The sequence below is a fragment of the Proteiniborus ethanoligenes genome, assembly GCF_900107485.1.
Lineage (GTDB): Bacteria > Bacillota > Clostridia > Tissierellales > Proteiniboraceae > Proteiniborus > Proteiniborus ethanoligenes.
On record NZ_FNQE01000032.1, the window covers coordinates 13,429 to 38,258 of the forward strand.

The 24,830-nt window shown below is 31.5% G+C and carries 20 protein-coding genes, 1 rRNA gene and 1 other annotated feature; of the genes, 20 read left to right on the top strand and 1 reads right to left on the bottom strand.

Going from position 1 to position 24,830, the window contains the following annotated elements:
• Window positions 1-16 precede the first annotated feature (16 nt).
• The 13 genes from pheT (at window position 17) to BLV37_RS12455 (ending at window position 16,593) form a co-directional block, all read left to right on the top strand.
• The gene (gene pheT, locus BLV37_RS12395; RefSeq protein ID WP_091732016.1) at window positions 17-2,413 is read left to right on the top strand and encodes a phenylalanine--tRNA ligase subunit beta; all 2,397 of its coding nucleotides are present in this window, start codon (window positions 17-19) and stop codon (window positions 2,411-2,413) included.
• Window positions 2,414-2,596: 183 nt separating this feature from the next.
• Complete coding sequence (locus BLV37_RS12400) at window positions 2,597-3,139, top strand: cell division protein ZapA (RefSeq protein ID WP_176967977.1); 543 nt, start codon at window positions 2,597-2,599, stop codon at window positions 3,137-3,139.
• Window positions 3,140-3,284: 145 nt separating this feature from the next.
• Entirely contained in the window at window positions 3,285-5,750 is a 2,466-nt protein-coding gene (locus tag BLV37_RS12405) for a U32 family peptidase (protein ID WP_091732021.1), read from the top strand.
• Between the two features lie 29 nt (window positions 5,751-5,779).
• Window positions 5,780-8,158, top strand: a complete 2,379-nt coding sequence (locus BLV37_RS12410; protein ID WP_091732024.1) for an endonuclease MutS2 — start codon at window positions 5,780-5,782, stop codon at window positions 8,156-8,158.
• Window positions 8,159-8,190: 32 nt separating this feature from the next.
• Window positions 8,191-8,631: a 2-thiouracil desulfurase family protein gene (locus BLV37_RS12415; RefSeq protein ID WP_091732027.1), complete on the top strand. Its 441-nt coding sequence runs from the start codon at window positions 8,191-8,193 to the stop codon at window positions 8,629-8,631.
• A gap of 19 nt (window positions 8,632-8,650) precedes the next feature.
• Complete coding sequence (locus tag BLV37_RS12420) at window positions 8,651-9,241, top strand: GerMN domain-containing protein (protein ID WP_091732030.1); 591 nt, start codon at window positions 8,651-8,653, stop codon at window positions 9,239-9,241.
• A 55-nt stretch (window positions 9,242-9,296) separates the two neighbouring features.
• Window positions 9,297-9,509 (top strand) — a binding site (T-box leader).
• Between the two features lie 144 nt (window positions 9,510-9,653).
• Window positions 9,654-11,354, top strand: coding sequence for an arginine--tRNA ligase (argS, locus tag BLV37_RS12425; RefSeq protein WP_091732032.1), 1,701 nt, complete (start codon window positions 9,654-9,656; stop codon window positions 11,352-11,354).
• A 155-nt stretch (window positions 11,355-11,509) separates the two neighbouring features.
• Window positions 11,510-12,154, top strand: a complete 645-nt coding sequence (locus BLV37_RS12430) for a lytic transglycosylase domain-containing protein (protein WP_176967978.1) — start codon at window positions 11,510-11,512, stop codon at window positions 12,152-12,154.
• A gap of 91 nt (window positions 12,155-12,245) precedes the next feature.
• On the top strand, window positions 12,246-13,676 hold the full coding sequence (locus tag BLV37_RS12435; RefSeq protein WP_091732038.1) for a hypothetical protein: 1,431 nt from the start codon (window positions 12,246-12,248) through the stop codon (window positions 13,674-13,676).
• A gap of 29 nt (window positions 13,677-13,705) precedes the next feature.
• Entirely contained in the window at window positions 13,706-14,302 is a 597-nt protein-coding gene (locus tag BLV37_RS12440) for an RNA polymerase sigma factor (protein ID WP_091732041.1), read from the top strand.
• Window positions 14,281-14,730, top strand: a complete 450-nt coding sequence (locus BLV37_RS12445) for an anti-sigma factor family protein (protein WP_091732044.1) — start codon at window positions 14,281-14,283, stop codon at window positions 14,728-14,730. The genes BLV37_RS12440 and BLV37_RS12445 overlap by 22 nt, the downstream gene beginning before the upstream one ends.
• A gap of 18 nt (window positions 14,731-14,748) precedes the next feature.
• A complete protein-coding gene (locus BLV37_RS12450) occupies window positions 14,749-15,453 on the top strand; it encodes a B-box zinc finger protein (protein ID WP_091732047.1) in 705 nt (234 codons plus the stop codon).
• A gap of 96 nt (window positions 15,454-15,549) precedes the next feature.
• Window positions 15,550-16,593 carry a hypothetical protein gene (locus BLV37_RS12455; RefSeq protein ID WP_091732050.1) on the top strand — a complete coding sequence of 348 codons (1,044 nt, stop codon included), beginning with the start codon at window positions 15,550-15,552 and terminating at the stop codon, window positions 16,591-16,593.
• 30 nt (window positions 16,594-16,623) lie between these two features.
• Here BLV37_RS12455 and BLV37_RS12460 read toward each other — a convergent pair whose 3' ends face one another.
• Window positions 16,624-16,824 (bottom strand): hypothetical protein, encoded by a 201-nt coding sequence (locus BLV37_RS12460; RefSeq protein ID WP_091732052.1) that lies wholly within the window; start codon window positions 16,822-16,824, stop codon window positions 16,624-16,626.
• Between the two features lie 227 nt (window positions 16,825-17,051).
• On the opposite strand from BLV37_RS12460, the gene BLV37_RS12465 reads away from it, so the two are divergent.
• The 7 genes from BLV37_RS12465 to BLV37_RS12495 form a co-directional block, all read left to right on the top strand.
• Window positions 17,052-18,839 (top strand): B12-binding domain-containing radical SAM protein, encoded by a 1,788-nt coding sequence (locus tag BLV37_RS12465; RefSeq protein ID WP_091732055.1) that lies wholly within the window; start codon window positions 17,052-17,054, stop codon window positions 18,837-18,839.
• A gap of 1 nt (window position 18,840) precedes the next feature.
• Window positions 18,841-19,617 carry a hypothetical protein gene (locus tag BLV37_RS12470; RefSeq protein WP_091732058.1) on the top strand — a complete coding sequence of 259 codons (777 nt, stop codon included), beginning with the start codon at window positions 18,841-18,843 and terminating at the stop codon, window positions 19,615-19,617.
• 46 nt (window positions 19,618-19,663) lie between these two features.
• Window positions 19,664-20,800, top strand: coding sequence for a tetratricopeptide repeat protein (locus BLV37_RS12475; protein WP_091732060.1), 1,137 nt, complete (start codon window positions 19,664-19,666; stop codon window positions 20,798-20,800).
• A gap of 128 nt (window positions 20,801-20,928) precedes the next feature.
• Entirely contained in the window at window positions 20,929-21,837 is a 909-nt protein-coding gene (locus tag BLV37_RS12480) for a bifunctional enoyl-CoA hydratase/phosphate acetyltransferase (protein ID WP_091732063.1), read from the top strand.
• A 45-nt stretch (window positions 21,838-21,882) separates the two neighbouring features.
• Entirely contained in the window at window positions 21,883-23,658 is a 1,776-nt protein-coding gene (iorA, locus tag BLV37_RS12485) for an indolepyruvate ferredoxin oxidoreductase subunit alpha (protein WP_091732066.1), read from the top strand.
• 1 nt (window position 23,659) lies between these two features.
• Entirely contained in the window at window positions 23,660-24,238 is a 579-nt protein-coding gene (locus tag BLV37_RS12490) for an indolepyruvate oxidoreductase subunit beta (protein ID WP_091732068.1), read from the top strand.
• 445 nt (window positions 24,239-24,683) lie between these two features.
• Window positions 24,684-24,830 (top strand): 16S ribosomal RNA (locus BLV37_RS12495); the annotation flags it as partial.

The window sequence follows — 24,830 nt, forward strand, 5'->3', positions numbered from 1 at the left end:
AAGGAGATGTTAGAATATGCTAGTACCTGTAAAATGGTTAAAGGAATATGTAGATATAGATATAGATGCAAAAGAACTTGCAGATAGACTGACTATGTCAGGTTCCCATGTGGATTCCATAGATAGTATAGATAGTGGAATAGAAAATGTAGTAGTAGGCAAAATTCTAGAAATCCAAAGGCATCCTGATGCAGATAAATTAGTAGTTACCATAGTAGATGTAGGTGAAGAAAAGGTTCAAATAGTAACTGGAGCAGATAATATAAAAGTAGGAGATTATATACCTGTTGCATTAGTAGGTGCGAAGCTTCCAGGAGGAGTTAAAATAAAAAAAGGTAAGCTTAGAGGTGTGGAGTCCTGTGGAATGCTTTGCTCAGCACAGGAACTAGGTATAAATGACAATGTAGTATCTAAGGAAAACAAAGATGGCATATTTATACTAGATAAAGAATATACCTTAGGCCAAGATATAAAGGAAACTCTAGGGTTATATGGAGAGGTAATAGATTTTGAAATAACTCCAAATCGCTCAGATTGTTTAAGCATCATTGGTATGGCAAGGGAAACAGCAGCAACACTAGGTAAAGCTGTGAAGTACCCTAAAATAGAGATAAAAAATGAAGTAGATGATATTAAGGATTATGTTAATGGAATAACTGTACAGGATAAGGACCTATGCAAGAGATACTACGCAAAAGTTGTAAAGGATATTAAAATAGAACCATCACCTATGTGGATGCAAAGAAGACTTATGGAAGCAGGAGTAAGACCCATAAACAATATAGTAGATATCACAAACTATGTTATGCTGGAAGTTGGTCAGCCCCTACATGCTTTTGATCTTGATGTATTAGAAGGCAAAAAAATAATTATAAGAAGAGCAGAGGAAGGCGAAAAAATCATTACTTTAGATGACGTAGAAAGAACTTTAGATTCAACAATGCTAGTTATAGCAGATGAAAAGAAACCTGTAGGCATAGCAGGGGTTATGGGAGGAGAAGATAGCGGAGTTACAGAAAAGACAAAAAATATACTTATTGAATCTGCTAACTTTAATGGAAGAAGTGTTAGACTGACATCAAGGAAAACAAGCCTAAGAACGGAAGCATCAGCTAAATTTGAAAAGGATATTGATCCAAACCTAGTAGATATGGCCTGCAATCGTGTTTGTCAGCTAATTGAAGAGATTGGCGCAGGTACTGTAGTGAAAAATCATATAGATATATATGAGGGTAAATTAGAAGAGCGTGTAATGGAGCTATCTCCAGAAAAAGCAAATAAGCTTTTAGGAACATCAATAGAACCAATGGAAATGGTAAGGATGTTAAATGCTCTTGAACTAAAAGCAAAGCTTGAAAATCATAGGATAGTTGTAGAGATACCATCCTTTAGAAGGGATTTAGAAATAGAAGCAGACCTAATAGAAGAAGTAGGAAGAATTTATGGGCTCCATAGAATTACCCCACAGCCAATCCTAGGAACTTTAGTAAAGGCTGAAAAATCCATACCGAGACAGATTGAAGATAAAGCAAAAAATATATTAACAGGAATAGGATTAAACGAAATAACAACCTATTCATTCATAAGTCCAAAGCAATATGACAAGTTAAATATCTCAGATGAAAGCATGAAGAGAAAGTATGTAGAAATAAGAAATCCTTTAGGTGAAGATTATAGTGTCATGAGGACTACTCTCATAGGAAATACTCTTGATGTGTTGACTAGAAATTATAAGCACGGAGTAGAAAAGGCATGGACTTATGAAATAGGAAATACATTTATTCCAAAAGAACTTCCTGTTGCTGATTTACCTTATGAAAATAGAACTCTTTGTATTGGAATGTATGGAGAAAGTGATTTCTTTAAAATAAAAGGTGTAGCAGATTTGCTACTAGACAAACTAGGAATTAAAGACTACGAATATATTAGAGAAAAAAATGACCCTACATTTCATCCTGGCAGAACAGCAAATATAACACTAGGAAATCATGTATTAGGAATAATAGGGGAAGTTCACCCAGATGTTAGTGAAAACTATGGAATGAAGGAGAGAGTCTATGTAGCAGAGCTTAGCTTCGACCTAATGATTCTAGCCTCTAATCTAGAGAAAAAATATACTCCACTACCAAAATACCCTTCAGTAACTAGGGATATTGCATTAGTCCTTAATGAAGATATTATGGTGAAGGAAATAGAGAAGATAATAATGGAAAATGGGAAAAAGCTAGTTGAAGCTGTAAAGCTATTTGACGTATATAAGGGTGGGCAGGTAGAAGCAGGAAAGAAAAGTGTAGCCTATTCTATTACCTACAGATCCCATGACAAAACACTAACAGACGATGATGTATCACAAGTTCACAATAAAATAGTAGAAGAGCTAAAAGAAAAACTAAACGCCACACTAAGAAGCTAAAAGAACAAAACTAAAATGCATCTCAAAAGTTAAACCATACATTTAACTTTTTGCGGTGCATTTTTTTAACGAACAGAAAAGTTCTGCTTTTATTTTGCACTCTTTTTTAATATATAAGAAGGAAATTAGATAAATAAGAAGAATAATAATAAATAAGCAATGTTCTTAAAGGAGAGTGTAGCTATGACGAACAAGGAAAGGGTTATAGTTAATATAGGTGGTCAAGAATTCTCTGTAGTAGGTAATGAATCAGAGGAATATATAAAAGGTATAGCAAAGCTTGTAGATGATAATATTAAAGAAATAACTAAAAAAAATAAAAGATTAAGTCAATCTATGGCTGCTATTTTAGCGGCATTTAATATTGGGGATAAATATACAAAAAGTCTTAAAGATTTAAATGATTTGAGGAAAAATACAGTTGAACCATTAAATCAATTTGAACAAATGAAGTCTGAATTAGAAGAAAGCAAAAATAAGCTACAGGCTGTAAAAAGTGAATGTGATAGCTATAAAGATGAGCTGCTTCAATCAAAAAGAGAAATCGAAAAACTAAATAGGATGATTAGAAAGCAGGAAGAGGATTTAAAGCTTAAGGACGAAGAAGTGATTAATAACAACAAGACTATAGATGATCTTCAAAATAAGCTTTTTGAAAGCCAAGTTGAGATGGTTCAAATCAGAAAAGAGCTTAGAGAAGCTTTAAAAATGCTAGACATGGATTAATATAAAAGTTCTGCTTTAACAAAATAAGTTGAAGTTAATAGGCAACAAAATTATAATAAGAGTAGAAATAGCTATAATACTAGTATTCTACTCTTAATTTTTTGTGGAGTTTCAATTATTCGATAATAATCAGGGAGATGATCTAATGATAGATAAAATAGAGATATTAGCTCCAGTTGGTAGCGTTGAATCCTTATATGCGGCAGTTGAGAATGGTGCGGATGCAGTGTACCTTGGTGGGAAATTATTTAATGCAAGACAATATGCTTCTAATTTTACAGATGACGATTTAAAGAATGCGGTAGAATATGCACATTTAAGGAATGTTAAAGTATATGTTACAGCCAATATACTGCTTGATGACTACGAATTAAAGGAGATAATCGATTATTTAACATTTTTATACAATATAGATGTAGACGCAGTAATAGTGCAGGATTTAGGACTTGCAAGGATTATAAAAGAACTTTTTCCGGACTTTGAAGTTCACGGTAGTACTCAGATGTCTATTAACAACTACAAAGGAGTACAGTTCTTAGAGGAACTAGGTTTCAATAGGGTAGTTTTAGCCAGAGAATTGTCAACTACAGATATAAGGTATATAAAGGATAATACTAATATAGAGTTGGAGGCATTTATTCATGGTGCACTGTGCGTATCCTATTCAGGACAATGTTTAATGAGTAGCTTAATTGGTGGAAGAAGTGGAAATAGAGGAACCTGTGCTCAACCCTGTAGGATGCCTTATTCAATAGTCAGTAAAAAGGATAATAAAATAATTAATCCTAAATATGAAGAAAAGTATCTTTTAAGTCCAAAGGATTTAAATACAGTTGAGCATTTGAAAGACATTATAGATGCTGGAATAGTTTCATTAAAGATAGAAGGTAGAATGAAAAAGCCTGAGTATGTGGCTATTATAGTAAATGGATATAGAAAGGAACTAGACAGGATATTAGGAATTCACAATGAAAGACTATCAGAAAGAGAACATAAGGACATAGCTCAAATGTTCAATAGAGGATTTACTAAAGGTTACATTAACAATGAGTATGGGAAAAACTTCATATCCTTTGACAAACCAAATAATAGAGGAATTTTAATTGGAGAAGTTGTAAAGCTTGAGAGGGATCTTATTACCATAAAGCTTCAGGAGCCTATAAGCAAGGGCGATGGTATAGAAATAATAAATAAGGACGGAAGTAGCTATGGACAAATAATAGATAAAATACTTTTAGGGAATAAGACCATAGATGCAAGTGATGCTGGAAGCACTATAAGACTAAATAGCTCCAATAAAGCAGAGGTTGGAGCCAAGGTTTATAAAACCTTTGACTTATTACTAAATATAAGGGCAGCAGAAACCTACACTAAAAAAGAGACTTTAAAAAGGTTTCCAATCAATATGGCTGTGGAGATTAGTATAGGAGAACCAGTAAGACTTATGCTTTGGACAGATGAACATTACATAAGCCTCGAGAGTAATGAAGCTGCTGAAAAGGGCTTAAAGGTTGTCCTAGAAAAAGAAAAGGTAATAAATCAAATGAATAAGCTAGGAGACACTCCTTATTATTTAAACAACATAGATGTGAATCTAGAAGAGGGAGCTATGATACCGGTTAGTGTTTTAAATGGTCTAAGAAGAAAGGGAATAGAAGAATTAAATAAAAAAAGAGGTAATTTTAATAACAGACTAGAAATAAATAGAGAAAAAATAAATGAAAGGGCTAATGAGATTTTTAATTATCCTATTAATGAAATAAAAAGCCTTAGAAAAATTAGCGTGAAGGTAGACAATGTTTCACAATTTATGGAACTAGACCTTAATAAACTAAATAGGGTTTATTTGAATTTTAATGAAGATATAGAAGCTTGTATAAAAGAAATAAAAAAACACAATAAAGAAGTATATCTATCTACAGAAAAAATTATTGACAATATGGAGTTTTGTAAGCTTGATAAATTATTTGACAATGTAGCTAGTCAAATAGATGGAATAAGTTCATCTAATATAGGTACATTAAAATTTATCAAGGACAGGTATAATACTAATATCCATTGTGATATAGGGCTAAATATATTTAATAGCTCTACAGTAAAGCTTTTAATAGATAATGGCGTAAGCAGCTTGATGCTTTCACCTGAACTAAAACTAGGTCAAATTGCTCATATCTGTAAAACTAATAATGTAGAGTATGAAGTACTTGGATATGGGCATTTACCTCTGATGACGACAAAGCATTGTCCTATGTCTCTTGTGAGAGGCTGTGAGAATGATGATAATTGTAATACATGTGAGCTTAGAAGTGGATATGGTTTATATGATAGAAAAGGCATGACTTTTGAAATGAAGAGAAAAGGCAAATCAACAGTCATCTATAATAGTCAGCCTTTAATAGTTGCTGAATATATTGATAAAATATTTTCTGCTGGTATCCATATGATGAGATTGGATTTTACTATAGAAAAAGAAAATATAAGATTTATTCAGGAATTATATTATGAAATTGCAATGAATGGAATATTTAAGAATGAAATGAAGGAAAAACTGGAAAATATTAAAATGAAAACAGGCAATACTACAGGACACTTTTTTAGAGGAGTGTTATAAAGCTTTATATTGCCTATAGGGAGGACAAAATGAACGAAAAGACTTTAAGAGTACTTGAATATGGAAAGATTATTCAATTGCTTGTGAATAAGACTGAGTCTAGTCTAGGTAAGGACATAGCTAGTAACTTATCACCTAGTATAGACCTAGAAGAAGTAGAATATTTTCAAAAGGAAACTGATGAAGCAGTAAGTATTCTAATAAAAAGAGGAAATCCTCCCCTTGGCGGAATACACGATGTGTTACCAGAGGTAAAGAGAGCAGAAATAGGTTCGGTTCTCTCACCAGGGGGTCTGCTAAAGGTTGCTGATACATTACGTGCTGCAAGAAGAATAAAAGGCTTTTTAGGATACGACAAAGGCGATAGAGAATCCTCTTATCCATTGCTAGGAGGATTAACTAATGATTTAAACACATATAGAGATGTGGAAGAGGCAATATTTAATGCTATCATAAGCGAGGAAGAAATATCTGATAGTGCCAGTTCTCTTTTAAAAAGTATAAGAAAACAGATAATTTTAAAAAATGATTCTATAAGAAACAAGCTAAATTCTATAATTAGCTCATCTTCTAATAAAAAAATGCTTCAGGATGGGATAATAACCATTAGAGAGGATAGATTTGTTGTCCCTGTAAAGCAGGAATACAGGACTAGCTTCCCTGGACTTATACATGACCAATCTTCTAGTGGGGCGACTTTGTTTATAGAACCTATGGCTGTAGTTCAATTAAATAATGAACTGAAAGAATTAAGGCTTAAAGAAAAAGCTGAAATTGAAAGAATATTAGCAGAGCTTACAGAAAATGTTGCAACTGCTAGTGATGGAATAAGAGAAAACCAAAAAAAGCTAGCACAAATTGACTTTATATTTGCTAAAGGAAAGCTATCCTTAAATATGAAGGGCATAAAACCAGAGTTAAATGGGAAAGGATATATTAACATTAAAAAAGGAAGACATCCTCTTTTAAATGTAGATAAGGTAGTACCTACGGATATATATATAGGAGACAAATTTAATACCTTAGTCATTACTGGACCAAATACAGGTGGAAAAACTGTTACACTTAAAACCCTAGGTCTATTTACTTTAATGGTGCAATCGGGACTACAAATACCTGTAGAATATGGGACAAAAATGGCTGTATTTAAAAACGTTTTTGCTGATATAGGTGATGAGCAAAGTATTGAACAAAGTTTAAGTACTTTTTCATCTCATATGACAAATATAGTAGATATATTAAAGAATGTAGAAGACAATAGTCTAGTTCTTTTTGATGAGCTTGGAGCAGGAACTGACCCTACCGAAGGAGCAGCCTTAGCTATGGCTATACTGAATCATCTCCATAGAATAGATGTGAGGACTGTTGCTACAACTCATTATAGTGAGCTAAAAGTATATGCATTAACTACAGAGGGTGTAGAAAATGCTTCTGTAGAATTTGATGTAGAAACATTAAGTCCAACCTATAGGCTTTTAATTGGGGTTCCAGGTAAATCTAATGCTTTTGAAATATCTAAAAGATTAGGTTTAAATGATTACATTATCCAAAGTGCAAAGGAGCTTGTGTCTAAGGAGAATATTGAGTTTGAAGACATATTAGCTAATATAGAGAGGGACAGAAGAGAAAGTGAGCACAATAAGGAGGAAACACAGCGTTTAAAGGAAGAAATACAAAAACTTAAAAGTGAACTTTTAGAGAAAAAAGAAAAACTTGAAAATATGAGAGATGAAACCATAAGACAGGCCAAGAGAGAAGCAAGAAAAATATTAAAAGATGCAAAGGAAGAGTCAGAAAGCATAATTAATGAAATAAGAAATATTTCTACTGAAATAGAAAAGGAAAAGAATAAGAGATTACAAGAAGCTAGAGATAAAATAAGAACCAATCTTGAATCCATAGAGGGAGACTTATCTGAAAATATTATAGTTAAAAAGAATACAAAACCTCCAAAAAATTTAAAGCCAGGAGAAAATGTAATACTACTAGGGCTAAATCAGGAAGGAATAGTTTTAAACCAGCCAGATGAATCGGGGAATGTAATGGTACAGGTAGGGATAATGAAAATTAGTGTCCATATTTCTACTTTGTCTAGAGCAAGAAAAGAAGAAAAAATAGAGAGTAAAGTAGCTGTAAAATCAATTGTTCGGACTAAAGCTTCTAATATAAAAAACGAACTAGATTTGAGAGGAAAAAATTTAGATGAGGCAATGCTTGATGTGGATAAATACTTAGATGATGCTTATATTGCAGGTCTAAAAACTGTTTATATAATACATGGCAAGGGTACAGGTATATTAAGGGAAGGAATAGGTCAGCTTCTAAGAGGGCATAAGCATGTAAAATCCTATAGGCTTGGTAACTATGGTGAAGGTGGAACAGGTGTAACTGTTGTTGAAATTAAATAAGCATACTCTAAAGCTATTGAAGGATGATAAAAGTGTATATAATAAGTGCTTGTTTAGCAGGTGTTAATTGCAGATATGATGGAGGGAACAATTTCAGTTCGGAAATCGTCAAATTAGTTAAAGATGGAAAAGCCATCTTAGTTTGTCCAGAGCAACTTGGGGGATTAACAACCCCAAGACTACCCTGTGAGATTATTATTGACGAAAAAGGCAATAAAAAAGTAATAAGCATTGAAGGGAAGGATTATACAAAGGAATTCTTAAAAGGCGCGGAGGAAACACTTAAAATCGCAAAAATTGTTGAAGTAAAAAAAGCAATATTAAAAGCAAGAAGTCCATCATGTGGAAAAGGATATGTTTACGATGGTACATTTAAGAAAAAATTAGTATCAGGAAATGGGATAACAGCTGACCTCCTTGAGAAAAATGGTATTAAAGTATATACAGAAGAAGACAATATTAAAAATATTTAACTAATACGGGGGTGTAGAGATGAAAAGAGTTTTAGCAATTTTTATTATTCTAATGCTATTATTTTTGAGTTTATTTGGATGCTCTAAAAACAAAAACAAAGAAAATGGAGATGCTGTATCTGCTGACGAAAATAATATTGAAACAGAGCAACAAGAAGAAAGTAAAGATACTAATCAAGTAAAATATCTTGATTATGCGGTTTATTTAAAGCATAAGGATATTCCATATTTATTTGGAGAAAGATTTGAAATAAAATCAAATGATCCAATACTTAATGAAAAAAGAATTGAAGAAATTGCATTAGAAAAGCTATTTGGCTATGATAAGGGAAGTTTTGAATCACCAGTACCTAAGGATACAAAAATATTAGGACTTGAAAAAGAGGGTAGTACCGTTTATCTAGATTTATCTAAAGCATTTATAGATAATATGCCTAAGGATGGAACTTTAACTCAAATGGCACTGGATGCTATAGTAAACACATTGACATTTTTCCCTGAAAATGAAAAAGTAGTTATTAAAGTAGAAGGAGAAAGTATTAAGGAGCTAAATGGAGTTAGGCTAGATAAGGATTTCTCTTTTAGCAGTGAATTTATTCCTGATAAATAAAATACTACTCTTGTATTTGATTGGAATATATGCTATCATTTAAAGCATTAAATAATTAAATTCAAAGATGAGGAAAGTAAGCTGTAGTCATTGTCCAAGCGAGTCAGGTAAGGTGGGAGCTGACACATAGATACATCTGAAGAGAGCCTCGGAGAAGCTATCTGAAATGAGTAGGATGTGCCGATACCCAGCGTTAATGGGCTTGAGTGGGTATGCTTATTAAGCTTACCAATTAGAGTGGTAACACGGGAAATATCTCGTCTCTTTCTTGAGGCGAGATTTTTTTATTTTAAATAGATAGTTTTTCTGGTCATTATGAGTATTAATAAACAATCTATATTCTTTGTAGATTTAGGATATAAAGAATGTGTTATTTCTATCAAACATTATAAATTTAAAAAGGAGGCAAATTATGCTTGATTTTAAAAAAGAAATAGGAAAACTAGTAAGTAAAAACTTTGGCAGTTTAAATGAAGATACCATAATAGAGCTTTTAGAGGTTCCGCCAAATTATGAGCTTGGAGATTATGCTATGCCATGCTTTAGATTAGCAAAAGAGCTTAGAAAATCTCCTAACATTATTGCTCAAGAAATAGTAGATTCTATTAAAGAAAAGAATTTATTTGAAAAAATTGAAAATGTTGGGGCCTATGTGAACTTTTTTATTAATAAAGAAGCTTTAGGGAAAACTGTACTTGAGGAAGTATTTCAGAAGAAAGAAATGTTTGGTTCAGCGAATATTGGGAAAGGTCAGAACGTTACTTTTGACTACTCTGCGCCAAATATTGCAAAGCCTTTTCATGTTGGTCACTTAAGATCAACAGTAATAGGCAATTCTCTATATAAGATTTATAACTTTTTAGGATATAATTCTATTGGAATAAATCATTTAGGTGATTGGGGAACACAATTTGGAAAAATGATTTCTGCGTATAAAAGATGGGGGGATGATGAGGAGATTAAAAAGGAGCCTATAAAATCTCTTCAAGCTCTGTATGTAAAGTTTCATGAAGAAGCAGAGAAAGCTCCCGAACTTGAAGAAGAGGGAAGATATTGGTTTAAAAAACTCGAAGAAGGCGATGAAGAAGCAAGACAAATTTGGAAAAGATTTGTTGATTTAAGCTTAGAAGAATTCAATAGAGTATATGATTTATTAAATGTAAAGTTTGATTACAATACTGGAGAAAGCTTCTATGAAGGCAAAATGGAAAGAATAGTAGATATGCTAAAAGAAAAGAACCTTTTAGTAGAGAGTAAGGGAGCATATGTAGTAGACCTAGAAGAGTATAATATGCCACCTTGTATAATTCTTAAAAGTGATGGAACTACTATATATGCTACTAGAGATATTACCGCAGCCATATATAGAAAGGAAACCTTTAATTTTGCAAAATCCATATATATTACCGACTATTCTCAAAATCTTCACTTTGCACAATGGATGAAGGTAATAGAGCTTATGGGCTTTGATTGGGCAAATCAAATGGAACATGCTCCCTTTGGGAGAGTAAGTACAGAGGAAGGGAGACTTCAAACAAGAAAGGGAAATGTTATTTTATTAGATGATTTATTAATGAAATCTATAGAAAAAGCAAAGGAAATAATCGAAGAAAAGAACCCTAATCTAGAAAACAAAGATGAGGTTGCAAAAATGGTAGGGATTGGCGCTGTTATATTCAATGATTTAAGCAATGGTAAGATTAAAGACATAGTATTTAACTGGGATAGAATGCTTAGCTTTGAAGGAGAGACAGGGCCTTATGTGCAATATACTTATGCAAGGGCTAACAGTGTCCTAGGTAAAGCAGAATACCATATAACTAATGATGTAGATTATTCTCTGTTGACAAATGATGAGGCTGTAAATGTTATTAGATTGCTTTATTCATTCCAAAATACTATTATAGCAGCAATGGAAAAAAATGAACCTTCATTTATTGCAAGACATATAATTGATATTGCTCAGGCATTTAATAAGTTTTATCATGAATGCCCAATAATTGTAGAAGATAAAGAGCTTCAAAAGGCAAGAGTGTTGCTTGTTTACGGTGCAGCTACAACTATAAAGGTTGGTCTTTCACTATTAGGCATTGAAGCACCACAAAAAATGTAAGCATGTACCTAAAGGCATCTAGATTTAGATGTCCTTTTTGTTTTTTGGTTAAGTGTGGAAGCATTGGGTATGTTAATAAAATATAACAGTGTTGACATAGTGAGGAATAATTTGTATAATATCACTTGTGCCAAAAAATGAAAGGAGTGTTTACGTTGCAAAAAAGGATTTTAATATATATAGTCCTCACTGCAACTATTTTATTTAGTACAACTGTTTATGGGATTATGCAAAATCAAGAAGCAAATATAATTGATATAAATAGTGTTGCAGAAGGAAATATTGCAAGGGAATTCTTGCGAGAAGAAATAATTGAATCAAATAATCTGATTCACTTTATTTCAGATTTAACTAAACTATCTCATGAGGAAGCAGAATACATAGTTCAAATATGTAAAGAAAAAGAGATAGATATTTTCTTAGTTTTAGGACTTATGAAGGTAGAAAGCAATTTTAACATTAGACTAATTGGAAAGCAAGGAGAAATAGGTCTTACTCAACTTAAAGTAGGCACAGCAAAATGGATTGCAAGTAATATTGGAGTTGAGTTTAAAGCGCAGGATTTGTTTGAACCAAAGTATAATGTTAACATATCCACTAGCTTCTTAAAGGGATTAAGAGAAAGAAATAATGGAGATATCCACAAGACTCTTACTGCATACAATAGAGGAGAAGGCGGGTTGAAGAAGTACATGGTCTCAAGAAGCGGCAGAAGAAATCCTGCAGAGAGTACTTATTCTAAAAGAGTACTTGAATACTCAACTATTTTTAGAGAATCATTTAAAAATTATAACTCTTAAAAGATGCTTAGTGCATCTTTTGTTTTTTTTGAAGGGATTATTCTTTTACAAGCGTCTATATTCTTAGTTGAAATTGAGGAGGCAATTATATATGAATAAGAGGAGAATTGGAGTTATAACACTTGCTATCACATTTATTTCAATAGGCATACTATTATTGATGAGAAATTTTATAGGAATAAACTTGAAAGAGACTTTTTCGATTGCTTGGCCTAGCATTATTATTTTATTTGGCTTAGAAATAATAATTACTAAAATTATTATTTTTAAACAGCATGATGAGGTAAGAACACATATAGATGCTATTAGTGTCATATTGCTATCTATAATAATAGTAATAACATCAATTTATTCGAGTTTTAGCCTTGATAATAGATTAGGATTTTTCTCTTTTGCTAAGCACTTTAATGCAAGGAACTTTTCAATAAGTTCACCGAAGTATACTCAAAAATCAAACTACAGCTATAACTTTAACTTTGAAGCAGATGACAAAAAACAACTTGAGATAATTAATAGCTTTGGTGATATAGAAATAAGAGCAGGTGAAGGAGAGCATATTGAAATAATAGCAGAAGTTGACATTAGTCATAATGATGAAGAATATGCAGAAAAATTGTCAAAAAATATTATCCAAACTGAAGATATAGGGGGGAGTATAAAGGTAGTAACTAATCTAGATTCTCAATATGAAAAAGAGAAAGCAGGCAACATAAGAGTTAATTATAGTGTATATATGCCAGAACATATTAAAGTAAATGTAGAAAATAAATTTGGAAATATAACTGTAAGTGATATAAAAAATGATGTAGAAATATACAATCAACATGGTAATATTAAAGTGACAGACATAACGGGAAAAACTAAGGCAAATAATTCTTTTGGGCAAATTAGTATTTCTAATATTAGTGGAGATGTTTCAATAGAATGTGCCCATGGTAATATAGAAGTAGAAAATGTATCAAGTAGCATAGATATAGTAAATTCCTTTGGCTGGATTAAAGTCTTTAGGATTAAGGGCGAAGTTAATATAGATAATCAGCACAACAATGTATATGTTGATAATACTGGAAGTAATGTTAAGATAAAGAACAAATTTGGAGATGTAGATGCTAAAAATATAAATGGAGATTTAAATATAGAGAATGGTAATGGTAATATAAATATTGAAAGTATTAAAGGAAACGTAGTTTCATACGACAAGTTTGGAAATATTGATGTAAAAGAAGCTAATAAATTTGTAAAAATAATTTTAAAAAATGGTAACATATCCTTTAAAACAGATAAAATTATTGAAGAAGGCATAGAAATAGAGAATGAATTTGGAGACATAAATATTTGGATTCCATCTGAACAAAAGGGAAGATTTAATATATTAGCTGAGTTTGGGGTTATAAAAAACAAACTAGGACTTAGTGTTAATGAAAGCATCACAGAGCAGAGTATAAATGATTTTATAGGCAGTGATGATGTTGTATTCTATATTAGGAGTAGAAATGGAAACATAAATGTTAACTCTAACTAGTTTCCTAGGATTTAGGGTGGTGGTAGTAGTTGAATGAAGAACGCATAGTCTGTGAGTTGAAAGCAGGGAACTACACTGTTTTTACAGAGATAATTGAGTTATTCAAGAACAGAGTGTTCGGAATGGCTTATAAGTTTACTAATGATTATAATGAGGCACAGGACTTATCTCAAGAAATATTTCTTAAGATATATAAAGAGATTGGTAGCTTTAGATTTGAAAGTAAGCTTTCTACTTGGATATACAGAGTCTCCATGAATACTTGCCTAGATTGGAAAAGAAAAAATAGTAAGATAAAAAATCTAAGCACTAATATAGTAAACCATGAAGATGAAATTGTTGAAATTGAACTTAAAGATGAAAGTTCCCTGCCAGAAGATATATATATTCAATCTGAAAGTCAAAGAGAGATCCACCAGCTAGTATTAGGACTACCAGATATATATAAAACCGTGATTATAATGTACCATTTTAACAATATGTCATATGAAGAAATTTCAAAGACATTAAGTCTTTCAGAAAGAACGGTTGAAACGAGGCTGTATAGAGCTAGAAGATTATTGAAAGAAGAGTTTACTAAGCTAAAGGATAGGAGTGGATACAAATGGAATGCAACCAAGCTTTAATAAAAGTTGATGAATATTTTGAAAATAGATTAAGTGATATTGAAAGGCATAATATAAAAAAGCACTTAGAAAAGTGTTCTAAGTGTAGACAAGAATACGAGGATATGAGCTTTGTATTTAATGCCTTAGACAATCACTTTATCAATGCTCCTGATGATTTAGCAGATAAAATTATGAATAAAATTATTCATTTTGAAAGTTCTAAAAAGCGAAGCACTAAGGTTCTAAGAAATATTGGTGCCAGCTTTGTAGCAGCAGGTATAATGATTTCCCTTCTCAATTTTTCAAATTATAATCCTATAATTTTAGCAAAAGGCATATTTAGAGGTGCTTTTGAAATAAATCAAGTTGTGACAGATCCAATTACGAAGCTATCACAAGGCTTAAAATATGTAACAGATGTATATATCAATGGTAATGGTAAATAGATAAGGGAGGTAATATAGATGAATTGTGAATATCATAAAAATTTCGAAGCGAATTTTATTTGCTCCGATTGTGGAATAAACATGTGTAAGGCTTGTGCAGTAAATGACAATGGAAGAGTTATTTGCATTGAATGTGCAAAAAAGAAAGGTCTATCTATAATAAAAAATGCTGCATATGAAAGTAAATTTCATAATGATAATATAGACTCTAATTATAGTAATCCTAATAAAAGGTATAGCAAGTTCTGGTCTATAATATTTTCATTTATGCCTGGAGGAGGCCATATGTATCTAGGAGTAATGAAAAGAGGACTTCAATTTATGCTGGCATTTTTCGGGATAATTGCTTTGGCAAACTTTTTTTATTCATCAGAGTTTTTGATTTTCTTTTCGATTGTTATTTGGTTTTATAGCTTTTTTGATTGCTTTCACATAAGGAAGAAGCTAGAACAAGGTGAAGAAATCAATGAGGATTTAATATTTCCTGTAGACTTTAAGAACATAAATTCAAGACATCTTGGGGTAGGGCTATTAGTTGTAGGTGGATTGATATTGCTAAATGAGTTCTTTGATCAGTTAATATATATAACTAACCGAATGAATATAAATTCTGAAGCCATTAGAGTTACTATCAGAATGCTAAGAAACTCTTTCTTCCCTATAGTACTAATAGTGACTGGATTTTTAATATTAAGAAAATCAAACAAAAAAAATATTGAATAGAAGCTGGCTCTTGAGCTAGCTTTTACTTTTTAAATAACATGGTTTCTGTTATACTATAATATAGCTTGATCAGATACAATTTTGAGGAGTGTTTATATGCTTGAAGCCAATATCGAAAAGTTCATAGTAAATGGATGTAAAGAAGAGGTTAGGATATATGCAAATACTAATAGCAGGAGTAATACTACAGGCTATGCTAAAGATCAATGGACATACATGGTAGAGATTATGATTATTACTATTAAATGCCTGATACCAAGAGATGCAAGTCATGGCTCCGTAATTGATTATGATAGGTTTAACGAAGAATTGAATCTTTGGTATTATTATAGGCACGGAGATAATCAAAGTCTATTGGCGAGTATACTAAAAAAAGAGGCTCATTACTGGGAATATTCTGATGATAGCATATATTCAAGAATACCACCTATAGTATTTGCTAATGAGGACTGGAAATTAGTTAAGAATCAGGTTTTAAAAAATATTCTTTACACAACTGGGCGAATATCTTCTTTAATTGAAGGCTTAGTTCTTGCTAAACTATTATCTGTTCTTGTAAGCACACCAAATATTAAGGTGGATGATTTAATTAATGAAATGAAAGAAGAAATCATGTGTTTTTCACAGAAGGAATTTATAGAAAATTTCACAGAATATTTTAAACATCCATTAAATAAGTATAAAGGAAATTATACTATTGATTTTGAGAGAAAACGTATAGAAGTATTAAATGTGCTGAATAGAATATACGATAAAACTGAGTACAAAATATTGAAAGCAGCTTTAAGCTTTTTATGTGAGTCTAAAAGCGAGGGATATGATTCAAACTTTTTTATCAGTGGACTTATAGGATTAAGATCAAATATTAGTGATAGTACCTCTATTAAGGATGAAGAATTTATTAGAAATTTATGTGGTTTTTTAGTTAAGCTAAGAAAAGGCAGAATTACTGGAGAAAGCCTTTATATAGATAAATATGTTTTACCTGATATTTTTCAATACAAGGAAGGAGATGTGTTTTTTCATAGTTTACTAAAAAAAAGTCAAGTTATTAGAAGGATAAATGATGGCAATTCTATAATATGTTTTATAAGAACTAGATCAGGCATATATAGGTTTGTAAAACATCTGAATACATAATAAAAGTGGCTATTTGAGGCCACTTTTATATTACAAATCTCTATTTAAATAGTTTAAAAATTCTTCTTCACTAGTATCTGCTAGTTCGCTTAATTCCTTAACAATATTATCCTTTAACCTTAGAAATGCATCAATATTAGTGTTTTTTCCTGTATAGTCAAGAGCTTCTAATATTATTAACATATCCTGTTTTGATATTTCAGAAATTGATATTTTTTCGAATTCTTGCATTTTATATATTCTCCCTCCTCTAGTACAATATAAAGTAGTATTCAAAATAATATTCTATATAAAAGCATAAAAACCTTCATTAAGTTACAAATTTTTTAAAATACTTTTATAACTAAAATAATGAGCTTTAAAAGATGGAGTTTGAATTTTAATATTGTGTTTTTCTGGTATAATATATTAGAATAGAAAATCATATTAAAATACGGAATATGGAAGAAGGTATAATAATGAAGATACTCATAACTACTTTAAATTCAAAGTTTATACATACATCACTTTCAATTAGATATTTAAAAAGCTTTGTTAGAAATGATTTTCCAGATATACAGATAGAAGAGTATACTATAAATCAGAATAATGACTATATTGCGGGAGAGATTTTTAAGAAGAACCTAGATGTAGTAGCTTTTTCATGTTATATATGGAATATTAGCAGCATACTTCAAATATCAGAAGTATTAAAGATTGCAAATCCAAACATAAAAATTATTCTAGGAGGACCAGAAGTTTCTTTTGATGGTGAAGAAATATTAAAGAAAAGTCCGTTTGTTGATTTTATTATATATGGTGAAGGAGAAGAAACCTTTAAAGAGCTATTATTGACTCTAAATAATAATGAAAATGCGCTGAAAGATATTAAAGGTCTTATATTTAGAGAAAATGAAAAGATTTGTATCAATGAGCCTAGACCTCTTATACAAAACCTAGATGTTATACCATCTCCCTTTGATTATAATTTAAATGATTTCAAAAATAGAATAGTATACTTTGAAAGCTCAAGGGGTTGCCCTTTTAATTGCAAATTTTGTCTTTCATCAACAATAAAAGGAGTAAGGTTTTTCTCCATTGAAAGAGTAAAAGAAGATTTACAAAAGTTAATTAATGCAAAAGTAAAGCAGGTTAAATTTGTAGATAGAACTTTTAATGCAAAGAAGGAATATGCTTTAGAAATTATGAAATTTGTTATGGAGCAGGAGGTGGAAGATATAAACTTTCACTTCGAAGTAACAGCACATTTACTTGATGATGAAATATTAGATTTTTTAAAAGCTGTTCCTGAAGGCTTATTCCAATTTGAGATAGGCGTACAATCAACTAATCCTAAGACCTTAGAAGCTATAGATAGAAAAACAAACACCCAAAAGCTAATGGAAGTAGTAAAAAAGATAAAAAGCTTTAATAATATTCATCAGCATTTAGATTTAATTGCAGGCTTACCCTATGAGGATTATGATAGCTTTAGAAAATCCTTTAATGATATTTATTTACTAAGACCAGAAAAGCTACAGCTAGGTTTTTTAAAGCTTTTAAAAGGCTCTGATCTAAGGAATAAAAAAGAATTATATGGTTATAAATTCTTAGATAAACCACCTTATGAGGTGTTCCAAAGCAAATATATTAAATATATAGAAATGCTTAAACTCAAGGTTATTGAAGATTTAGTTGAAAAATATGCAAACGAACTTTATTTTGAAAATAGTTTAAATTACGTAATTAATAGCTATTTTGATCAACCCTTTGATTTCTATGAATCTTTTGCAGAATATTGGGAAGGAAAGTGTCATGATAGCAAAGCTCATAGTAGAGTAGATTTGTATAGAATATTACTAGAATTCTATCATGAGGTTGTTAATGAAAACGTTGAATTGTTTAGAAATATTGTCAAATTTGATTATTTATATAACACTAAAACAGCTACTATACCTGAATTCATAGATACAAGAAAGACTAATAAGTTAAAGCAGATGAGACATGAATTTTTAAAAAACCTAGAAAATCTTCAAATATATTTACCAGATTATTTGGATGTTCCTCCTAAAAAAATAGTAAATGAAGTACATTTTGAAGAGTTTAATTATGATATACTTAAATTTATAGATAGTAACTTTGAAAGTAATTCTATTAGTCCGTCAAGAACAATAATACTATTTGTTTATGATTTTGATAATAAGGTTTTTAACAGATGTAAATCCTTCAATGTAACAGATGATTTTATTAATATGGAGAGTGATTAATTTGAATATATTACAAGACTTGCTTTTAGTTAATAAAAGCACAATAAATAAAACTTCAAAGCTATTTTTGAAAAATTGGGTCATTGTATTTACAGGATTTGTATATACACTGCTTAATATTGGGTTAATGATAGTAATGTCCTTACTTTTTACATTACCTATTTTAAGGTTTTTTTCTGGAATAATATCCTTTATTGCAACCAGTGCGATGATATCAAATTATTTGTATTTGCTTAATCAAATTATTAGATATGGAAGAGTTACTATACAAGACTTCAAAGAAGGCTTTAGAGTTTACTTGTGGAAAATATATGGTGTTTTGTTTATAGGCTGGGCTGCAAGCTTTTTATTTGATAGGATTATAGGACCTATTATTTTTTCAATGAGTGGAGCTCTTGCTGTTAATATAGGCTTTATTATAAGCTTATTAGTTCTTATACTAATGAACGCTCTACCTGAAAGCATATACCAGAAGCATTATTCTTCCTGGGACACTGTGCTATATGCATTTGAATTTGTTAAGGAAAATTGGATTGAATGGTTTGTGCCTAATGTTATAATGCTAGGCTTATTTTACATTGTTACTGGTAACGTCATAAAAGATGTTTTTGCTATTAGTTCAGGATTTTTATATAGTATTTCCATTAAAGGAATATTACTTTACATTGCAGGACAAATAATGTTCTCGTTTATTATGATATATAGGGGTATTTTATTTGATATTTTAAGTACCAGTACAAGAAGAAAAAGAGCATATATGCAGCACTTATATAAATAAACTTAAAATAAATTTAGATGTTATATTCTAGGGGTGGATGAAGATTATGAATGTATTGAAGGAGTATTTTGTTAAAAAGGCTGATAATGTTTCTTTCATTGAGATAAAGCCTAATTCATATGTATATATTAATGAATATACGATTGGCTCAGAAATACCATTACCATTAATAGTTGATGAGCTAATTAATGAAATAAAGGAAGGAACTGCACAAGATGAGATTAAGGTTTCTTCATTTATTAATGGAATGATATACTTAATCGGAGCAGATCCAGAGTTCGAGTTCTGTAATCAATACAAAGAAATATTATATAATTATGATAAAAAAATAGAAGATTATATTTTATATATTGGCTTAAAAAAGATTAACGAAAGTGATTTTGAAGAAGGTATGGTTTGGCTTAGAGCTGCATACTATATGAACAATAATAATTTAATGGGGAAATATAATTATGCTCTTGCTTTAGAAGAAAAAGCTAGAAGACTATTTTCAGCAAATAATGAAAACATGGGTAGCGTTTTTTTAAATGCCTCTACTAATATTATTGAAGAAGTTATAGATATGGATTCGAATTTTGATTTAGCTTATTACAAGCTAGGATACCACTATAGAAATAGTAAGCAGTTTATGAAAAGCAAACTAATGTGGGAAAAATATCTTCAACTAGGAAAAGACGATGAAATGCAACAGGAAATAAGAGAGAATTTAGAAACAATGCAGGACGATATAATATATGAAGAAGGATATAATGAGATATTGACAGGAAACCCCAGGGCAGGATTAGAAAAGCTATTACCACTAAAGGAAAAATATGTTGATTGGTGGAATTTACTTTTTATGATTGGATTAGGATTTAGACATTTAAACATGTATGAAGAAGCTAAATCAGAGTTTGAATATGTTTTAGAGCTTGTACCAGACCAAGTAGATGTATTAAATGAGCTTGGACTTTGCTTAGCCTTTCTTGGTGAATATGAGGAGGCAATATCCAAATTATCTAGAGCAATAGAGTTGAAGCCTAAGGACTATGAAATAATGTGTAATAGAGGGATGGTGTATTTACAAATTAATGATTTTGTGAATGCTGAAAAAGACATAAATGCTGCTTACAAACTGAATAGTACAGATGAAATTACAATTGCTTGTAAAACGGAACTTGAGAGAATAAAGAATATGGTTTAGGCTATATTCTTTTTTTATAGAAAATCATTTAAAGTTTTGTAAATATTTTGAACTGATGCATAGTATGTGATAAAATAACTTTGGAAAACGATTTCATATAAAAGAAAACAACTAAAGGGGGAGATGCTTTGCTTAAACACCTAAATGATTTAATAGAAAAGGCTAAAGGACAAGCAAGAAAGAGATTAGCTATCGCTGCCTGCGAAGATGAAGAAGTGTTAAAGGCTGTTCATGAAGCCGCTTTACTTGAAATTGTGGAGCCTATACTAATTGGTAACATTGAAAAAACAGAAGCTATTGCAACAAGGATAGGAGTTTCTATTGAAGGCTATAAAAAAATAGAGGCAGATCAATTAGCCCAAGCTGCAGAAATAGCTGTAAGACTTGTAAGCAGTGGTAAAGCTGATTTTATAATGAAAGGGTTAATAGACACATCTATATTATTGAAGGAAGTATTGAATAAAGAATATGGTTTAAGAACAGATAGTTTAATAAGTCATGTCATGATATATGAAGTACCTACTTATCATAAATTATTATTTTTAACTGATGGGGGTATGAATCTAGAACCTAGTTTAGAGGATAAGGTTAAAATAACCAAAAATGCAATAAGAGTTTGTGAGGCTCTAGATTACAAGATAATAAAGGTAGCAGCAATTGCTGCAAAAGAAAAAGTAGATCCAAAGATGAATGCTACAATTCATGGAGATGAATTAAAGAAAATGTGCAATGATGGTGTATTTAATAATGGAGTCATTGTTGAAGGACCATTAGCACTTGATTTAGCAGTTTCTGAAGAAGCAGCAAAGATTAAGGGTTATAATAGTGAAGTAGCTGGTGATGCAGACATTATTTTAGTTCCAAATATAGAAACAGGAAATGGAATAGGCAAGAGCTTAACCTACTTCTCAAATAGCCTTTCTGCCGGGATAATAATGGGGGCAAAGGTTCCTATAGTTCTAGTGTCTAGAGCTGACTCTCATGAAGCAAAACTGTATTCAATAGCATTGGGAAGTCTGATTTCTGAGTTGAATTAGCAATGAATTTCGATTTTTAAAAACATATAAAGGGGTGCAAAAAAGATGAAAAAATTATTGACTGGTAATGAAGCAGTAGCCCTTGGCGCATACGAGGCTGGGGTAACCATTGCTTCAGCTTATCCAGGGACTCCAAGCACAGAGATTCTAGAGAATATAGCACAGTATGATGAAATTTATTCTGAATGGGCAACAAATGAAAAAGTAGCTTTAGAAGTTGCGATTGGTGCATCAATAGCAGGAGCTAGGTCAGTTGCGGCAATGAAGCATGTAGGAGTAAACGTAGCTGCAGACCCATTATTTACTTTTACCTACACTGGTGTCAACGGAGGATGTGTTTTAGTATCAGCAGATGACCCTGGAATGCATAGCTCCCAAAACGAGCAGGACAACAGATATTACGCGAAGTTTGCAAAAATTCCTATGCTAGAACCTAGTGATAGTCAAGAATCAAAAGACTTTATGAAAATTGCCTATGAGATAAGCGAAGAATACGACACTCCAGTGCTGTTAAGACTTACTACAAGAGTTTGTCATGGCAAGGGGCTTGTAGAAATAGGAGAAAGAAAAGAGGTTGAATTTAAAGAATATAAAAAAGATATTCCTAAATATGTAGCTACTCCAGCTAATGCTAGAAAACGAAGGGTAATACTAGAAGAGAGATTAAAAAGGCTAGAACAATTAAGCAATAGCTCTGATTTGAATAAAATAGAGTGGAATGATAAAAAAATCGGTATAATAACTTCTGGCGTTGCTTATCAATATGCAAAAGAAGTGTTTGGGGATAAGGCTTCGTTTTTAAAGCTTGGTTTTACATTCCCACTTCCAAAAGCTAAGATTAAAGAGTTTGCAGATCAGGTTGAGAAATTATATATAATAGAAGAACTAGAGCCATATATTGAAGATGAAATAAAAGCCCTAAGTATAGATGTAATCGGTAAAGAGGTTATACCGGCTATAGGAGAGTTAAATCCTGATATTTTGCAGGAAGCGTTACTAGGAATCAAAGCTGATAAAGTAGATATAAGCGTAGAGAAGGTTGTGCCAAGACCACCTACTATGTGTGCAGGTTGTCCTCATAGAGGATTATTTTATGTGTTAAGTAAAAAGAAAAATACAGTCGTAACAGGAGATATCGGATGTTATACATTAGGTTCGGCTCCTCCATTAGAGAGTATGGATACATGTATATGCATGGGAGCAAGTATTAGTGCAGGACATGGTTTTACAAAAGCTTTAGAAAAAAAAGGGCAGGAAACTAAGGTGTTTGGAGTAATTGGGGACTCAACCTTTTTCCACTCAGGTATAACAGGTTTAGTAAATGCAGTGTATAATAAAGGCAATGCAGCAACAATTATATTAGACAATAGGATAACAGGTATGACAGGTCATCAAGAGAATCCAGGTACAGGATATACATTGTCTGGTGACAATACTGAATATATAGATATTGTAAAAATATGCGAAGCTATAGGCGTAAAAAACATATCAGTAATTAATCCATTAGACTTGAAAGAATCAGAAGAAGCTGTAAGTAAAGCTATGAATACAAAAGAACCTATGGTCATAATAGCTAAGTGGCCATGCGTTTTGAAAAAATCACCTAAAGAAGAAGTAGAGGAATTTGGATTAGATAAGAGGATTAAGTGCACTGTAGATAGAGAAAAGTGTAGAAAGTGTAAGATGTGTTTAAAGGCTGGATGTCCAGCTATCTCATTTGACCCTAGTATTGGCTCCATTATTGACGAATCTATGTGTGTTGGCTGTGATGTATGCTTACAGATATGTCCATTTAAAGCAATAGTAAAGGCGGGTGAGTAATATGGCAGAGGTAAAAAACATATTGTTTGTAGGGGTAGGAGGGCAAGGGATCATACTTGCTAGTAAAATATTATCCAGAGGACTTATAGATGCCGGATATGATGTAAAAATGTCTGAAGTTCATGGGATGGCACAACGAGGAGGAAGTGTAACCACTCAAATCAGATATGGACAAAAGGTATATTCGCCTATCATTGGAGTTGGGCAGGCTGATGTAATAGTTTCTTTCGAAAAGATGGAAGCCATGAGATGGATAGAATATCTAAAACCAAAAGGTAAGTTAGTTGTTAATGATTATATGATACCACCTGCACCAGTATTATCTGGGAAAGTAGAGTATCCTAAGGAAATCATAGAAGATTTACAGAGCAAAGTTAACACAATAAGTATAAAAGCTGCAGAAGAAGCCAAAAAACTAGGAAATATTAAGACTTTGAATATTATAATGTTGGGAGCACTTATTAAAGCTATGGGTATTGATGAAATAGATTGGGAAAAGGTTATAGGGGAAGAAGTCAAAGATATATATGTAGATATAAATATCAAAGCATTTAATGTAGGGAAAATGCTAGTTGATTGATAGAATATATAGAGCTAATGGATATCCATTAGCTCTATTAAGTAATTTGAGAGATATATTTTAAAAAGCTATTGACTTAATGAATTAAATTTGGTATATTTAAAAAGTCGTCACCAAGCGACAAAAAGCATTAAAAAAGATTTTCAAAAAACTTTTCAAAAACATGTTGACACGAAAGAATAAAAATGTTAACATAAGAAAGTCGCCTCTTGAGAGATGGCGAGAAGAAAGCCCTTCGGGGAGCTAATAAAGTTGGTCCTAAGGGACACAAAGAACTAAAGCCCTTCGGGGAGCTAATAAAGTTGGTCCTAAGGGACACAAAGAACTAAAGCCCTTCGGGGAGATAATAAAGTTGGTCTTTGAAAATTGAACAGTGAGAAGCCAGTAAAAAGGTTTACAGTCGAAAGACACAAAAACCAAACAATTTTAATGAGTAGGAAAACTTTAATTTGAGAGTTTGATCCTGGCTCAGGATGAACGCTGGCGGCGTGCTTAACACATGCAAGTCGAACGAGTTACATTAGAGGAAGTTTTCGGATGGAATCTAATGTAGCTAGTGGCGGACGGGTGAGTAACGCGTGGGAAACCTGCC

What these genes read in the sequence shown, in the direction of transcription:
- iorA (WP_091732066.1), top strand. Translation starts at nt 21,883, where the DNA reads ATGAAAAAATTATTGACTGGTAATGAAGCAGTAGCCCTTGGCGCATAC.
- BLV37_RS12490 (WP_091732068.1), top strand. Translation starts at nt 23,660, where the DNA reads ATGGCAGAGGTAAAAAACATATTGTTTGTAGGGGTAGGAGGGCAAGGG.
- argS (WP_091732032.1), top strand. Translation starts at nt 9,654, where the DNA reads ATGCTTGATTTTAAAAAAGAAATAGGAAAACTAGTAAGTAAAAACTTT.
- BLV37_RS12460 (WP_091732052.1), bottom strand. Translation starts at nt 16,824, where the DNA reads ATGCAAGAATTCGAAAAAATATCAATTTCTGAAATATCAAAACAGGAT.
- BLV37_RS12445 (WP_091732044.1), top strand. Translation starts at nt 14,281, where the DNA reads ATGGAATGCAACCAAGCTTTAATAAAAGTTGATGAATATTTTGAAAAT.
- BLV37_RS12405 (WP_091732021.1), top strand. Translation starts at nt 3,285, where the DNA reads ATGATAGATAAAATAGAGATATTAGCTCCAGTTGGTAGCGTTGAATCC.
- pheT (WP_091732016.1), top strand. Translation starts at nt 17, where the DNA reads ATGCTAGTACCTGTAAAATGGTTAAAGGAATATGTAGATATAGATATA.
- BLV37_RS12420 (WP_091732030.1), top strand. Translation starts at nt 8,651, where the DNA reads ATGAAAAGAGTTTTAGCAATTTTTATTATTCTAATGCTATTATTTTTG.
- BLV37_RS12465 (WP_091732055.1), top strand. Translation starts at nt 17,052, where the DNA reads ATGAAGATACTCATAACTACTTTAAATTCAAAGTTTATACATACATCA.
- BLV37_RS12410 (WP_091732024.1), top strand. Translation starts at nt 5,780, where the DNA reads ATGAACGAAAAGACTTTAAGAGTACTTGAATATGGAAAGATTATTCAA.
- BLV37_RS12455 (WP_091732050.1), top strand. Translation starts at nt 15,550, where the DNA reads ATGCTTGAAGCCAATATCGAAAAGTTCATAGTAAATGGATGTAAAGAA.
- BLV37_RS12400 (WP_176967977.1), top strand. Translation starts at nt 2,597, where the DNA reads ATGACGAACAAGGAAAGGGTTATAGTTAATATAGGTGGTCAAGAATTC.
- BLV37_RS12450 (WP_091732047.1), top strand. Translation starts at nt 14,749, where the DNA reads ATGAATTGTGAATATCATAAAAATTTCGAAGCGAATTTTATTTGCTCC.
- BLV37_RS12475 (WP_091732060.1), top strand. Translation starts at nt 19,664, where the DNA reads ATGAATGTATTGAAGGAGTATTTTGTTAAAAAGGCTGATAATGTTTCT.
- BLV37_RS12435 (WP_091732038.1), top strand. Translation starts at nt 12,246, where the DNA reads ATGAATAAGAGGAGAATTGGAGTTATAACACTTGCTATCACATTTATT.